Origin of the sequence: Allobosea sp. BH3, from assembly GCF_025499465.1 — a bacterium.
Classification (GTDB): domain Bacteria; phylum Pseudomonadota; class Alphaproteobacteria; order Rhizobiales; family Beijerinckiaceae; genus Allobosea.
Map to the genome: position 1 here is coordinate 25832 of NZ_JAIMCA010000007.1, position 14455 is coordinate 40286.

15 protein-coding genes are annotated in these 14455 nt (G+C 65.5%); 8 read left to right on the forward strand and 7 right to left on the reverse strand.

Annotation, left to right across the window (positions count from 1 at the left end; genetic code table 11):
* The first annotated feature begins 96 nt into the window (after positions 1–96).
* The 5 genes from BoBH3_RS22555 to BoBH3_RS22575 all read left to right on the forward strand — a co-directional run bounded on the left by BoBH3_RS22555 (position 97) and on the right by BoBH3_RS22575 (position 4799).
* A complete protein-coding gene (locus tag BoBH3_RS22555) occupies positions 97–546 on the forward strand; it encodes a hypothetical protein (RefSeq protein ID WP_262333112.1) in 450 nt (149 codons plus the stop codon).
* Between the two features lie 217 nt (positions 547–763).
* Positions 764–2764 carry an acetyl-CoA carboxylase biotin carboxylase subunit gene (locus BoBH3_RS22560; protein ID WP_262333113.1) on the forward strand — a complete coding sequence of 667 codons (2001 nt, stop codon included), beginning with the start codon at positions 764–766 and terminating at the stop codon, positions 2762–2764.
* Between the two features lie 23 nt (positions 2765–2787).
* Positions 2788–3408 carry a glutathione S-transferase family protein gene (locus tag BoBH3_RS22565; protein ID WP_262333114.1) on the forward strand — a complete coding sequence of 207 codons (621 nt, stop codon included), beginning with the start codon at positions 2788–2790 and terminating at the stop codon, positions 3406–3408.
* 218 nt (positions 3409–3626) lie between these two features.
* Positions 3627–3965, forward strand: a complete 339-nt coding sequence (locus BoBH3_RS22570; RefSeq protein ID WP_262333115.1) for a lysozyme inhibitor LprI family protein — start codon at positions 3627–3629, stop codon at positions 3963–3965.
* Positions 3966–4010: 45 nt separating this feature from the next.
* Positions 4011–4799, forward strand: coding sequence for a YdcF family protein (locus BoBH3_RS22575; RefSeq protein WP_262333116.1), 789 nt, complete (start codon positions 4011–4013; stop codon positions 4797–4799).
* Between the two features lie 2 nt (positions 4800–4801).
* Here BoBH3_RS22575 and BoBH3_RS22580 read toward each other — a convergent pair whose 3' ends face one another.
* Positions 4802–5095, reverse strand: a complete 294-nt coding sequence (locus BoBH3_RS22580; RefSeq protein ID WP_262333117.1) for a DUF3253 domain-containing protein — start codon at positions 5093–5095, stop codon at positions 4802–4804.
* On the reverse strand, positions 5092–5784 hold the full coding sequence (locus BoBH3_RS22585) for a DUF599 domain-containing protein (protein WP_262333118.1): 693 nt from the start codon (positions 5782–5784) through the stop codon (positions 5092–5094). Before BoBH3_RS22585 ends, BoBH3_RS22580 begins: the two co-directional genes overlap by 4 nt.
* 142 nt (positions 5785–5926) lie before the next feature.
* On the opposite strand from BoBH3_RS22585, the gene BoBH3_RS22590 reads away from it, so the two are divergent.
* Together BoBH3_RS22590 and BoBH3_RS22595 are read left to right on the forward strand one after the other, a co-directional pair.
* Positions 5927–6100, forward strand: coding sequence for a hypothetical protein (locus BoBH3_RS22590; RefSeq protein ID WP_262333119.1), 174 nt, complete (start codon positions 5927–5929; stop codon positions 6098–6100).
* Between the two features lie 295 nt (positions 6101–6395).
* Entirely contained in the window at positions 6396–8189 is a 1794-nt protein-coding gene (locus BoBH3_RS22595) for an ABC transporter ATP-binding protein (RefSeq protein ID WP_262333120.1), read from the forward strand.
* Between the two features lie 118 nt (positions 8190–8307).
* Here the strand turns inward: BoBH3_RS22595 and BoBH3_RS22600 are convergent, their stop codons facing one another.
* The 5 genes from BoBH3_RS22600 to BoBH3_RS22620 form a co-directional block, all read right to left on the reverse strand.
* Positions 8308–8826, reverse strand: coding sequence for a gamma-glutamylcyclotransferase family protein (locus BoBH3_RS22600; protein WP_262333121.1), 519 nt, complete (start codon positions 8824–8826; stop codon positions 8308–8310).
* Between the two features lie 401 nt (positions 8827–9227).
* The gene (locus BoBH3_RS22605) at positions 9228–9746 is read right to left on the reverse strand and encodes a hypothetical protein (protein ID WP_262333122.1); all 519 of its coding nucleotides are present in this window, start codon (positions 9744–9746) and stop codon (positions 9228–9230) included.
* A gap of 66 nt (positions 9747–9812) precedes the next feature.
* Positions 9813–10985 carry an isovaleryl-CoA dehydrogenase gene (locus BoBH3_RS22610; protein WP_262333123.1) on the reverse strand — a complete coding sequence of 391 codons (1173 nt, stop codon included), beginning with the start codon at positions 10983–10985 and terminating at the stop codon, positions 9813–9815.
* Positions 10986–11107: 122 nt separating this feature from the next.
* Positions 11108–12100, reverse strand: coding sequence for a CorA family divalent cation transporter (locus BoBH3_RS22615; RefSeq protein ID WP_262333124.1), 993 nt, complete (start codon positions 12098–12100; stop codon positions 11108–11110).
* A gap of 86 nt (positions 12101–12186) precedes the next feature.
* On the reverse strand, positions 12187–13137 hold the full coding sequence (locus BoBH3_RS22620) for a glycoside hydrolase family 25 protein (RefSeq protein WP_262333125.1): 951 nt from the start codon (positions 13135–13137) through the stop codon (positions 12187–12189).
* A gap of 300 nt (positions 13138–13437) precedes the next feature.
* Here BoBH3_RS22620 and BoBH3_RS22625 point away from each other — a divergent pair, with 300 nt between their 5' ends.
* Positions 13438–14418, forward strand: coding sequence for an ABC transporter substrate-binding protein (locus BoBH3_RS22625; protein WP_262333268.1), 981 nt, complete (start codon positions 13438–13440; stop codon positions 14416–14418).
* Positions 14419–14455: the final 37 nt, after the last annotated feature.

Here is a 14455-nt window from a genome sequence, read left to right on the forward strand (position 1 = left end):
ATTTCCGCGTTAACCACCTGCTGTCAGGCCGCGGCTCATGGTGCTCCCACAACAGGGACAGGCCGGCGCAAAACAAAGCCGGGCAGGAGTTCAAAGATGATGGATCATGAGCTTCGTGAATTCGTCGACCGCGTGATGGACCGTCGCGTGATCGATGAGGAAGACGTCAAGATGCTTCAGCGCGACATCCTGGCTGATATCGTGATGACCCGCGATATCGTCGATGTTCTGATCGCTCTTGACCGGGCGGTGCCGCAAAGCTCGAAGGCTTATGCGGATTACCTCGTGGCGATCGTGGTCAACTTCGCCGTCTGGGAGAACCGCCCGACCGGCGTGATCGACCGAGAGAAGGCGCATTGGCTGGTGACGACGCTCTCCGTGGGCGAGGGGCCGACCGAGATCGCTCAGCGCATCGCCTCCGAGATCGTCCGCGAGGCCGAGCATTGCGACGAGGCGCTGCTCGCCTTCGCCTTTGCCAAGGGTTCCGCCAAGGGCCTGTCGGGCTCGACGCCGGGGCGCGCCCAGCGCTTCCTGCTCGCGAGCTGATCCGCTCCGACCGTCGTTCTCGGCTTAACCCGAGAACCTCTTACAGGACCAGCATGGCAGCCTTCTTCGGCCCGAGATGCTCGGGTCAAGCCCGAGCCTGACGAGGTTGCGCACAACGGTCTTGCGCCTAGCCGACTTTCGCATCGGTGGACGGCGGTTGCGGCGTCCCATACACCCCGGCTATTCCAGTTGCGACTGAAGCCGGGAGTGGCCGCGCATGTTCTCGAAGATCCTGATCGCGAACCGCGGCGAGATCGCCTGCCGCGTCATCAAGACGGCGCGGCGCATGGGCATCAAGACGGTGGCCGTCTATTCGGATGCCGATCGCGACGCTCTGCATGTCGAGATGGCCGACGAGGCTGTCCATATCGGCGAGGCGCCGGCCGCCCAATCCTATCTGCAAATCGACAAGATCGTCGCCGCCTGCAAGCAGACCGGCGCCGAGGCCGTGCATCCGGGCTACGGCTTCCTCTCCGAGCGCGAGGCCTTCGCCCAGGCGCTGAAGGATAACGGCATCGTCTTCATCGGCCCCAATCCCGGTGCCATCGCCGCGATGGGCGACAAGATCGAGTCCAAGAAGGCGGCGGCGGCGGCCAAGGTGTCGACCGTGCCGGGCCATCTCGGCATCATCGAAAGCCCCGACCATGCCGTGAAGATCGCCGACGATATCGGCTATCCCGTCATGATCAAGGCTTCGGCGGGCGGCGGCGGCAAGGGCATGCGCATCGCCCATTCTTCCGCCGAGGTGGCGGAGGGATTTGCGCGGGCGAAGTCGGAGGCCGCTTCTTCCTTCGGCGACGACCGCGTCTTCGTCGAGAAGTTCATCGTCGATCCGCGCCATATCGAGATCCAGGTGCTGGGAGACAAGCACGGCAACGTCATCTATCTCGGCGAGCGAGAATGCTCGATCCAGCGCCGAAACCAGAAGGTCGTCGAGGAGGCGCCGTCGCCGCTGCTCGACGAGGCGACGCGCCGCAAGATGGGCGAGCAGGCTGTCGCTCTGGCCAAGGCGGTGAACTACGACTCGGCCGGCACGGTCGAGTTCGTGGCCGGGCAGGACAAGTCATTCTACTTCCTCGAGATGAACACGCGGCTCCAGGTCGAGCATCCGGTGACGGAAATGGTCACGGGCATCGACCTTGTCGAACAGATGATCCGCGTCGCTTATGGCGAAAAGCTCACGATTTCGCAGGCCGATGTGAAGCTCGACGGCTGGGCGGTCGAATCCAGAGTCTATGCCGAGGATCCGACCCGCAACTTCCTGCCCTCGACGGGCCGACTCGTGACCTATCGCGCTCCCAGCGAGGGGCCGGATGGCGACGCCACCGTGCGCAACGATACCGGCGTCTACGAGGGCGGCGAGATCTCGATCTACTACGATCCGATGATCGCCAAGCTGGTGACCCATGCCGCGACGCGCGAGGCGGCGATCGAGGCGCAGGCGCGCGCGCTCGATGCCTTCGCCATCGACGGCATCCGCCACAACATCCCCTTCGTCGCGGCGGTGATGCAGCATCCGCGCTGGATCGCCGGCAATCTCTCGACCGGCTTCATCGCGGAGGAGTTCCCGGAGGGCTTCTCGCTGCCGGCGCCGCAGGATGAGACCGCGTTCCGGATGGCGGCGATCGCCATCGCCTGCGACCACCGCATGAACCAGCGCAAGCGCAACGTCTCGGCTCAGATGGAGGGCTGGCGCAAGGTCTCCTTCGACCGGCTGCGCGTCGTCCAGCTCGGGGCCGAGCGGTTCGAGGGCGAAGTCTCGGAGCAGGGTGGGGCGGTGGTCATCGCCTTCCCGGACCGATCCGTCAGCGTCGTCAGCGACTGGACGCCGGGCGAGCCTGTCTGGCGGGGCACGCTGGACGGCGTCCAGGTCGCGGCGCAGGTCAGGTCGATCCTGAACGGCGTCGCGCTCGGCCATGCCGGCGCCTATGCCAACGCCCATGTCTACACGCAGCGCGAGGCGGAACTCGCGGCGCTGATGCCGGAGAAGGTCGCGGCCGATACCGGCAAGTTCCTGCTCTGCCCGATGCCGGGGCTGGTCAAGTCGATCGCCGTGGCCGTCGGGCAGGAGGTGAAGGCCGGCGAGCCGCTCGCCATGGTCGAGGCGATGAAGATGGAAAACGTCCTGCGCGCCGAGAAGGACGTCACCATCTCGAAGATCCTGGCGAAGGAGGGCGATTCGCTCGCCGTCGACGCCGTCATCATGGAATTCGCCTGAGACTTCAGGGCAGGGGGCTCGTCATGCTGAAGATCTGGGGGCGGCTGAGCTCCATCAACGTCCAGAAGGTCGTCTGGGCGGCGGGCGAGGTCGGGCAGGCCTTCGAGCGCATCGAGGTCGGCGGGCCCTTCGGCGGGCTCGATACGCCGGAATACCTCGCGATGAATCCGAACGGCCAGATTCCGGTGCTGCAGGACGGTTCCTTCACCCTCTGGGAGTCGAACACGATCGTGCGCTACCTCGCGGAGCGCCATGGTGCGGCGTCCATCTGGGAGTCGGATGTGGCCCGACGAGCCGAGGCCGAGCGCTGGATGGACTGGATGCTGTCCGAGCTGCAGCCTGCGCTGGCGCCCGTGCTCTGGGGCGTGGTGCGCAAGGTGCCGGGCTATACCGAGCCGAGCGTCATCGAAAACGGGATGAAGCAGGCCGAGAAGCTGATGGCGATCCTCGAGGCGCAACTCGCGGGCAAGCCGTTCCTGTCGGGCGAGCGTTTCGGCGTCGCGGACATCACTGTGGGCTGCGGCGCGCACCGCTGGTTCAACATGCCGGTCGTGCGGACGGAGCGCCCGGCCGTGCAGCGCTGGTACGAGTCGCTCTTCGCGCGGCCGGCGGCCCAGGCGGCGCTGCCGTTGCCGATCGCGTGAGTTTCCACCGCGGCGCTTGATCCGGACCGCGGCCCTGTCATGATGCCCGGATGAACGCTCTTTCTGCGGCTCTGCTTCTGTTTTCGCTTGCTGCGGCGACCTCTGCCGCTGCGCAGAGTTCGCCAACTCTGCGCAGCGATCTATCGGCATTGTCGAGTTGCCTGAGCAGCAGCGAAGCGTCGCCCTCGGCCTGCGTCGGCACCGTGGCGGTTGCCTGCGTGCGCGCAGCCAGCAGCGATCCACGCGGGGCCGAGGCCGGTTGCGCGCGTCGTGAGGAAGCTGCCTGGCGCGAGCGGCTGACGCTCGCCTTGCAGGTGGCCGGACGAACGCTCGATACCAGCCAGCGCAGCCGCCTCGCCGCCGTGCAACTCGCCTGGGAAAGCTACGTCGCTCAGAAATGCGCGTTCTATGGCTCGGTGCAGCGCGAAGGCCTGCAGGCAGGACGCCAAGCCGGCTGCGAGCTGCGGGAGGTCGCTGGCCGGGCGATCGAAGTCACCAGGGCGCTGCCGCAACCGGAACGCCGCCGCCCGCAATCCCCGCCGCAGATCATCCGCTGAATCAAGCATCCCTGCTGCAGCCCGCCCTTCGAACGCGAGCCAACGATGTTCTTCGTCCTGTCCAAGCTCGTCTGGCTGGTGCTTTCGCCGGTCAACCTCGCCATCGTCGCGGCCGTCATCGCGGCGCTGCTGGCCTTCACGCGCTTTGCCCGCGCGGCGCGCTGGATCGGGCTCGTCGCCGTCGCATCGCTTGCCCTGATGGCCTTCAGCCCGCTGCCGCGGGCCGTGATCCGGCCACTGGAGGATCGCTTCCCGCAGCAGGATGCGAGCAAGGGGCCGGTCGCCGGCATCGTCGTGCTCGGCGGCGCGATCGGGATGAGCCGCGGCGATGTCGTGCTCAACTCCTCGGCGGTGCGCATGACCAAGGCGGTCGAGCTGGCGCGGCTGCACCCGCAGGCGAAAGTGGTCTTCACCGGTGGCTCGGCCAATCTGGTCGCAGAGGTCGAGACGACGGAGGCCGACGGCGCCAGGCTGCTGTTCGAGTCGGTCGGGCTCGATCCCGCGCGGCTCGTCATGGAGGACAAGTCCCGCAACACCCGCGAGAACGCGACCTTCACCCGCCGGCTCGTCGATCCCAAGCCCGGCGAGCGCTGGCTGCTGGTGACCTCGGCCTGGCATATGCCGCGCTCGATGGGCGTGTTCCGGCAGGCGGGTTTCGCGGTCGAGGCCTTCCCGGTGGATTACTGGTCCAAGGGCAAGCCGAGCGACTTCACGCGGCCCTACAGCCGTGCGCACCGGGCGCTGGAGACCGCGGACAACGGCTTCAAGGAATGGGTCGGGCTGCTGGCCTACTGGCTGGCGGGCTATACCGATGCGCTGTTGCCGGGGCCGTAAGTTCAGGCGCTGCCGGGCAGCGAGAGCCTGTAGACACCCCGGAAATCATCCGGGTCGACCGGGCGGCCCTTGCGGGTGATGAGCAGCCGGCCTTCCTTCATCAGCTTCACGGCGGCGCGGCGCACGGGCTGCATCAGCGGCCCCCAATCGTCAGGATGGTCGCTGCCGAGTGCGCGGGCGACGTCCATCGGCGAGATCGTGCGGCCGGGTCGCTCCGCCAGCAGGCCGAAGATCGCCTGCTCGATCGCCTCGGGCGGGCGGCCCTCGGGGTTTTGGCTTTCGGATTCTTCGCTCATGGCCGGCTCGGATAGCTGAAGACACGCGCCGCGTCCGAGGCGAACTGGCGGCGATACATCGCGACCAGCACCGAGAAGGTGAAGGCGAGGAAGCTGAGCGGCCCGAGGAACCAGCCGAGATAGGCCAATGCGAAGAAGAAGGCGCGCTGGCCGCGGTTGAAGTGCCGGCCGGCGGCGATGTTCATCTCGACCGTCTCGTGCACGGCATGGGCGACCGCCGTCTCGTCCTTGCTGCGCGCCGAGGGCAGGGCGCCGAGCAGGATCACGCAGTAGTTGAACAGCCGGTAGCTCCAGGCGAATTTGAAGAAGGCGTAGCCGAAGATGATGGCGAGGCCGATCACCTTCATCTCCCATTCGGCGCGCTGCGTCGGGGGCACAAAGGGCAGGTCGGAAAAGATCGCGACGACGCGCTCGGTGGATTGCAGCAGGGCAAGCGTGCCGCCGATGGCGATCAGCGAGGTCGAGGCGAAGAAGGCCGTGCCGTTCTGCAGCCCGTTCATCACCTGTGTGTCGACGATGCGGTTGTCGCGCGCCATCGCCTCGCCGATCCAGCGGGCGCGGCGCAGGTTCATCCGCATGTTCAGCGTCCGCGCCGCATGCGGCCCGAGCTCGACGGCGTAGTGGTAGCCGATCCAGGCGAAGGCGAAGAAGGCGAAGGCGATCAGGTCGAGATTGCTGAATCCGAGCATGCTCCGCTCTGCCATTTCGCCTGTGGTCAAGGCAAGCAGCTTGCGTCGGGGCCGGGCTGCCGGCAAGACGCTTGCGGGATGAACTGCGCGACTGGATTCCGGGCCGTGCCACAACCCGTCTTGGAAGGTTTGAGGCCCCGCCTTGTCGCAGATCATCATCGTGCTGCTGGTCGCAGCCTTCGTCTTCCGCCGGCCGCTCGGCCGGCTGTTGCGCCATCAGCTCCCCAGCCGGGCGAAGCGCCAGCAGGTGCTGGGCACAGTCATCGCCGCCTTCGCGCTGGTGATCGTCGTCAGGCTGATCGCGCAGTTCTGGTAGTTTTGCCGTTCTGAAATGGGCGGGGGCGGCGGGAGCGCGGCTTGCGCTCTGCTTATCTTTCAGGCATTTTGGTCGTCTGGCTCCAACTCAAGAAAGGGAGGGCTGAATGGTAATCGTCACCACCGCTGTCACTCCCATGCGACCGCCTCCACGCTAGGCCGGTTTCGCACGAGGCCCGCCTCCGGGCGGTCTCCTGAGCCTTTTCCAAACCAAGTTCTTTTATCCCCGGAGCCGGCGCGCATCGTCGTCTCCGCCTGATCCGGAGTCGGCCGCCGCCTCGGCGCCGAATGACGCCATGTCTCACGATACTCAAACCGGGCGGCGGGAGCCGTTCCGGGCCGTTCTCGGCTTCACTTTCAGTCACTGGGCACGCCAGCGGGGGCAGGTCGCCTGGATTTCGGGCGTCACCGTCGCCGGTACGCTCGCCGAGCTGTTCACGCCGGTCTATGCCGGCCGCTTGGTCGATGCGGTCGCGAGTGGCGGCGGCGGTATCGATGCGGCGCTGTGGGCGCTCGGTGCGATGATGGTGCTCGCCACGATCACCGTGTTCGGGCGGCATTTCGCCTATATCGGCCTCACACACATGACGCTGCGCACGATGAGCGATGTGGCGCAGGAGGCTTTCGCGCGGCTGCAGCGGTTTTCGACCGACTGGCACGCCAACAACTTCGCCGGCTCGACGGTTCGCAAGATCACGCGCGGCATGTGGGCGCTCGACCTGTTGAGCGATACGGTCCTGATCGCGCTTCTGCCCTCGCTTGTCATCCTGCTCGGGATGACGGCGCTGCTAGCCTGGCACTGGCCGGTGATGGGGCTGGTCGTCGCCGTTGGCGCGCTCGCCTATATCGCGCTGACGCTCGTGCTCTCGCTGCGCTTCGTCGCGCCGTCGGCGCGGCTGGGCAACGCCTGGGACACCCGCCTCGGCGGTGCTCTGGCGGATGCCGTCACCTGCAACCCGGTGGTGAAGGCTTATGGCGCCGAGGCGCGCGAGGACCTGCGGCTGGCGACCGTCGTGTCGAAGTGGAGCCTCAGGACGCGGCGCGCCTGGCTGCGCGGAACCTGGTCGGGCACCAGCCAGCTCCTGATCCTGCTCCTGCTGCGCGCGGCGGTGATCGGTCTGGTGATCTGGCTCTGGGCGAACGGGCAGGCTTCGCCCGGCGATGTCGCCTTCGTGCTGACGGCCTATGCGGTGGTGCATGGCTATCTGCGCGATGTCGGCCAGCACATCCATAACCTGCAGCGCTCGGTCAACGACATGGAGGAACTCGTCTGGATGCACGATCTTCCCTATGGCGTGCCGGATCGGACGGGCGCGGTCGCCATGGGCGTGACGGTGGGCGAGATCGCCTTCGCGAACGTGACCTTCCATTACGGCGGTCATCACGATCCGCTCTACCGCGACTTCTCGCTCACCATCCGTGGCGGCGAGAAGGTGGGTCTCGTCGGGCGCTCCGGCTCCGGCAAGACGACCTTCGTCAAGCTGGTGCAGCGGCTCTACGACGTCACGGCTGGCCGAATCGCGATCGATGGGCAGGACATCGCCCATGTCACCCAGGACAGCCTGCGCCAGCAGATCGCGATCGTGCAGCAGGAGCCGGTGCTGTTCCACCGCTCGCTGGCCGAGAACATCGCCTATGGCCGGCCGGGGGCGAGCCAGGCGCAGGTCGAGCAGGCAGCGAAGCTCGCCAATGCGCATGACTTCATCATGCGGCTGCCGAAGGGCTACGCCACGCTCGTCGGCGAGCGCGGCATCAAGCTCTCGGGCGGCGAGCGCCAGCGTGTCGCGCTGGCCCGCGCCTTCCTGGCCGATGCGCCGATCCTGATCCTCGACGAGGCGACGTCCAGCCTCGACTCGGAATCGGAGGCGCTGATCCAGCAGGCGATCGAACGCCTGATGGAGGGCCGCACCACGATCGTGATCGCGCATCGTCTCTCGACGGTGCGGGCGATGGACCGGATCCTGGTCTTCGATCGCGGTCGGGTGGTCGAGGAGGGGCCGCACGAAGCCCTGCTGGCCCGCGAGAGCGGCGCTTATCGCGCGCTGTTCGAGAAGCAGGTCAGCGAGCTCGCGAAAGGGCTGGCGGCGTGACCGCAACTGGCCTGCATCGTCATGGTCGGGCTTGTCCCGACCATCCACGTCCTTGCTGGTCAAGGGCGGTGTTCAAGACGTGGATGCTCGCCACAAGGGCGAGCATGACGGCGTGGAGCTATTTCGGCGCCAGTGCCCGCGGCCTCACGCCCTTGACCGGGCCGGGCGGCAGGGGCGCGCTCGCATCCTGATTCAACGGCTTGAGATCGAGGCTCGGCTTCATCAGAAAGCGATTCAAGCCGGCTATGTAAGTCTCCGGCAGGCCGAAATGTTTCGCCCCGGCGATGACCGTCTCCATATAGCCGGGACGCGGCCTTCCGGGCTCGGCCGTGCGGCCGATATAGATCAGCGCCCGCTTGGCGCCGACGGGCACGATGACCGGCTGGTTGATCTTGACGTAGAGCCCGCTGGCGAGCTCCTCGAACTTGTCGAGGATACGGATATCGCCGAGCGAACAGTCCCAGAGCACGCCATGGACATCCTCGCGCGGGTCGCGGATCGCGGAGGCGTAGCCGTCGCGGGTGACGATGAAGCGGTGGCGTGGCAGCCGGGCAGGGCCAAGCGCGCGCGCTTTCGGGCAGCGCTCGGCCATGCCGGCCGGGTCCATGTTGAGGCCATAGGCGAAATAGAGGGGCATCGAAAGAACACTTCTGTGCGAACAGAAAAACTGTAAGCAGCCGAGTTGTACACTATGCAGGGAACGAACAATTCACGCAAAAATTCCCCTCTGCGCCCGGCGGGGTAGTAAATTCAACCTTTAATCCCGACGGCGATGTCGCTCTGCAACTGCGTTGGCTGAGGTTCATGAACGCGTCTGGCCACGCTGATCTTATCCTTACCTTGACAGTGGACGGAAGCAGTTCGGCAGCGATAAGCCCGTTTAGCGCCACATAGTCGCGAACTTGGGCGGCAGACGCTTTTGGCGGCGTCGACGGAGAAAGGTACGCCATTTCTTTATCAACTCACCTCAGGTCCGAATGCCCGAATCGACATCGCCACGTTTCAGCGAAATCTCTGCTATCACAAGCTGATCAAGTTTCAAGGGCTGCTCGGAATGATATGACTTAGCGAATCGTCGAGTTCTCTACGTAAGCGTTTCGTTTGCCAAGCTTTGTAATACGAGAATCCAATTGCCCAAACGGAGAAAACGAGAAAGGGAGTTATCGTGATGAAGCTGAGTGTCATTTCCATAAATGTTGCTTTTCTATCGTTGTAAATTGATGATTCAATAAGAAGATATAGAGCTAACAATGACATCAACAGCGCTATTGGTCGAAATATATAATAGCTTACGTATTCAAGTAGTGCTCCCCATGAATCGACTGAATTTTTTAGTGTTTGAGATCTTTCATATACTTTCAAGGCTCTATTTTGATTATCTTCTGTGTTGAACTGCATCCCGATAATATTTGTTGCTGATATGTGTATATTGCTCGCTATGTCTCTTTCTTTTTTTATAGAGTAGTCAAATAGACTTAAGATAACTGCAAATGTTAGATTTGTCCCGACTGAAAGTTGGAGCAGGCTTTGGAACCATCCATATGCTGGGTCTGCCATCGGGGCCTCCGCATCGCTCGTGATTCTCATGCTCTTTATAGCAGACGTTACGGAAGTTTTCTTGACTTACTTCGTCTTGTTGAACAGCTCCCGGCCGATCAGCATGCGACGGATCTCGCTGGTGCCGGCGCCGATCTCGTAGAGCTTGGCGTCGCGCAGCAGGCGGCCTGTCGGATAGTCGTTGATGTAGCCGTTGCCGCCCAGCAGCTGGATGGCGTCGAGCGCGACCTGCGTCGCCTTCTCGGCGGCGATCAGGATGGCGCCTGCGGCGTCCTCACGCGTCGTCTCGCCCCGGTCGCAGGCCTTGGCGACGGCGTAGACGTAGGAGCGGCAGGAGTTCATCGCGACATACATGTCGGCGACCTTGCCCTGGACGAGCTGGAACTCGCCGATGCTCTGGCCGAACTGCTTGCGCTCGTGGACATAGGGCAGGACGATGTCCATCGCCGCCTGCATGATGCCGAGCGGGCCCGCCGCCAGCACGGCGCGCTCGTAGTCGAGCCCGCTCATCAGCACGTTGACGCCGCGGCCGACCGTGCCGAGCACGTTGTCCTCCGGCACCTCGCAATCCTGGAAGACGAGTTCGCAGGTGTCCGAGCCGCGCATGCCGAGCTTGTCGAGCTTCTGGTGGGTCGAGAAGCCCTTCATGCCCTTCTCGATCAGGAAGGCGGTGATGCCGCGCGGGCCGGCCTCGGGATCGGTCTTGGCGTAGACCACCAGCGTTTCGGCGATGGGGCCGTTGGTGATCCACATCTTGTTGCCGTTGAGGATGTAGCGGTCGCCCTTCTTCTCGGCCCTGGTCTTCATCGAGACGACATCGGAGCCTGAGCCCGGTTCGGACATGGCCAGCGCGCCAACATGCGCGCCGGAGATGAGCTTCGGCAGGTATTTGCGCTTCTGCGCCTCGTTGCCGTTGCGGCTGATCTGGTTGACGCAGAGGTTGGAATGGGCGCCGTAGGAGAGGCCGACCGAGGCCGAGGCGCGGGACACCTCCTCGACCGCGATGCAATGCTCGAGGTAGCCGAGGCCCGCGCCGCCATACTCCTCCTCGACGGTGATGCCATGCAGGCCGAGCTCGCCCATCTGCGGCCAGAGATCTCGCGGGAACTGGTTCGTCCGGTCGATTTCCTCGGCGCGCGGCGCGATCTTCTCCTGCGCGAAGGCATGGACGGTGTCGCGGATGGCGTCAGCGGTCTCGCCGAGGTCAAAATTGAAGGGGCGGGGCGCGTTGGCGAGCATGGTGGACCTCCCGTTCCGGCTGGCGATCAGGCCGCCTTTGCAGCGGTTATAGACCGAAACGGGGGCGAGTCAGCCCGTGCGAAATTGGCTGAGTGCGCCTTGGCGGCGCTGCCCGGCCGCTCTCAGTCGCCTATCACGCCGCGCTTGCGCAGCAGGATCAGGGTGAACAGCGCCGCGCCCATGCAGGTCAGCGCCACGGCGGGTGCGCCGAAGTCCGATTCGACCCAGGGCAGGCCCTTCACATTGATGCCGAACAGGCCGGTGATGAAGGTCGCGGGCAGGAACAGCGCTGTCAGCAGCGAGAGCACATAGAGCTGCCGGTTGGTGCGGCTGGCCGAACGGGCGGCGATCTCGTCCTGCAGCAGCCGCGCTCGATCCTGCACCGACTGGACATCGTGGTGCAGGGCGTCGGTGCGCTGGAGCAGGCGCAGCGCAGCAGCCTTCACCGCATCCGGCGCATTGCGGCCGGACTGCGTCTCGGCGAAGCGCCGGAACAGCACATGCAGGCCGCTGAGCTGGCGATGCAGCCGGACCGCCGTGCGGCGGATCGCGCCGACCCGTTGGGGGCCATCATGGAGCCTGTCCAGCAGGATCTGATCCTCGACGCTGTCGGTTTCGTCGAGCAGGCGGACCACCGCGTCGGTGATGTCGTCGATGATGTATTCGATGATCTGCTCGAGCAGAGCGCTGGGGTTGTTCACGGCTTCGCCGCGATTGAGCGCCTCGGCGGTCATGCGGGTGGCGTGCAGGGCGTCGCGCCGGCCGGTCAGGAGGAAGTCCTCGCCGATGATCCAGCGCAGCGCCCCGACATCCTCGGATTTGGCGGCGATGTCCCGGATCAGGTCGTGCGAGACGCCCCAGGCGAGGTCGGCGGAATGGTCCAGCCGCTGATGCGTCTCATGCGAGACGAGGGTTTCGCATGCCGCCTCCGGCAGGCCCTGTTCCGTGATCCAGCTTTGCGCCCGCGTGTGCACGAGGTCGACATGCAGCCAGACGAAGCCCTCGGCCGGATGAAGATCGGGCAGGGTGTCGCGGGGGATCAGGCTCGGCCGGCCGTCGGCGTCGAAGCGGTAGGCCCAGACGAAACCGGCCTGGGATTGGAGGTCACCGGGCATGTCGCTCTTTCACAGCAGCTGGCCAGTCGGGGCTGCGGGGACAGGGCGACGGGATTATGACAGGCGCGTGACGACGCGTTCCGCGCTCAGTTGCTGCGAACCGAGCCCGTGATGTCGATATCCCGGCCGTCTGCGGTGCGGGCGGCCGGGATGCGGCCGGGCGGGACGAAGCGCAGCGTCGTGCCGCCCGCTGCCTGCGGTGCGCGCCTGCCGGCCGGGGTGGGGATGGCCTTGCGCTCGGCGATCTTCGGCTCGCCGCCGTGCCATTTGCGCAGGCCGATGTCGAAGCGGCCCTGGCGCCAGGCGTCAAATTCGCGCTCGCTTCCGAAGAAGGCGTTGCGGTCGACATCGCCGGTGATGCCCGGCACGCGGCCCGTGGTGGTGAACTGCCAGAACTCCCAACGGTCGCGGGCATAGCGCTTGGCCAGTGGGGCTGCGGTCGAGCGCAGCCAGTAGGGATGGTCGTTGAAGGCGCCCTCCAGCACATCCTCGTGGAAGTTGATGTCGGTGTAGATGATCGGCTTCTTGCCGGTGTGCTCGCGCAGGCCCTTCAGCATCACCGCGATCTTCTCCAGCGCGTCCTCGCGGGAGATCTTGCGGGTGCATTGCGAGTCGTTTTGCCATTCGACGTCCAGCACGGGCGGCAGCGCATCGGGATCGCGCGGGATGTGCTTCTTGAACCAGCGCACCTGCTCCTTGGCTGAGCGGCACCACCAGACGAAATGATAGGCGCTGCGCGGGATGCCGTGGCGCTTCGCCTCGGCCCAGTTGCGCCTGAAGCTTGGGTCGATGTGGTCGCCCCCCTCGGTCGCCTTGATGAAGGCGAAGCGCGTGCCGGCCTCCTTGACCCTCTGCCAGTCGATCTCGCCCTGCCAGCGGGAGACGTCGATGCCCTGGATCACCTTGCGCCGCGCATCGCGGACGCCGTGATGGGGGGAGCTGTCGCCCTTCTTCGGATAGAGCGCGAGCGCCGGCATTGCTGTGCAGACGATCAATGCCGAGGCGAAAACAGCCCGGAAAAGAAATCGCCAGGACATGTCGCGCTCGCTCCGTCTCGTTGCATCTGAACGTCCCGGATGGAGCCTCGTCGGTTAAGAGCCGGTTAGGATTCGCGCGAATGCGAGGGAGTTGCTTCAGTTTTGGTTAACCCGGCGGGCGACGCTACGATTGCGCGTGCCGAGCGATGGTTAACAACTTTCGCGTTCCCCAACGTACCGCTATGATCCCGCCCGCTCGCTGGCATCGACGGCCAGCGCTACGGGGTGGGAGCCATGTCGGTCTTGGGTCGTGAGGACCTCGCGCCGGAGAGTTCGGGCGCGCGTCGAAGCCGCGTCTGCATGCGCCGGCGCGACGTCGTCGTGGCCCTGGCTTCTGTTCTCGTCTCGGCGGGGCGGGCGAGGGCGCAGCCGGCCGGCATGCCGGTGATCGGCTATCTCGGTTCCGAGAGCCCGGAGCGCTACGCCAGCCGCCTCGCGGCCTTCGCGGAAGGGCTGGCCGATACCGGCTTCGTCGAAGGGCGCAACGTCTCCATCCTGTTCGCGTGGGCGGACGGACGGTATCCGCAATTGCCGGCGCTGGCGGCACAGCTCGCCCAGCGCGACGTATCGGTGATCGTGGCTCCCGGGGGCGCCGAGGTCGCGCTCGCGGCGAAGGCGGCGACGCGTGAGATTCCGACGGTGTTCGAACTCGGTGGCGATCCGGTCGCGCTCGGCCTCGTTGCCAGTCTGTCGCGGCCCGGCGGCAACATGACCGGGGTGTCCAGCCTCAGCGTCGAGGTTTCGCGCAAGCGCCTGGAGTTCCTGAGCGAAATATTCCCCGCGACCAAGCTCTTCGCGGTCGCCGCCAACCCCACCAGCCCGACCGTTGCCTCGCAATTGAAGAACCTCCACGCTGCGGCCGATGCGCTCGGCCTGCAGTTGCGGATTCTCAACGCGAGCAGCGCCGAGGAATTCGACGGGCTCTTCACGGCGACGCGAGAGATGGGGGCCGGCGGGCTGGTCTTCACCTCCGATCCCTTTTTCGCCTATCGCAGCCGGCAGCTTGCCGAACTCGCCGCCCGGCATGGGGTTGCGGCGGTCACGCAGGCGCGGGACTTTCCGGTGGCAGGCGGGCTGATGAGCTATGGCGGCGATTTTCAGCAATCTCACCGGCACACCGGCATTTATGCAGGGCGTATCCTGAAGGGCGAGAAGCCGGCGGATCTGCCGGTCCAGCGGGTGACGAAAGTCGAGCTTTTCATCAACCTCAAGGCGGCCCAGGCGCTCGGTGTGAGCGTTCCTCCCTCGTTGCTGAGCAGCGCTGACACGGTGATCGAATAGCGCGGCGGCCGGTAAGGCGAGCGGGGAGGCTGGACGA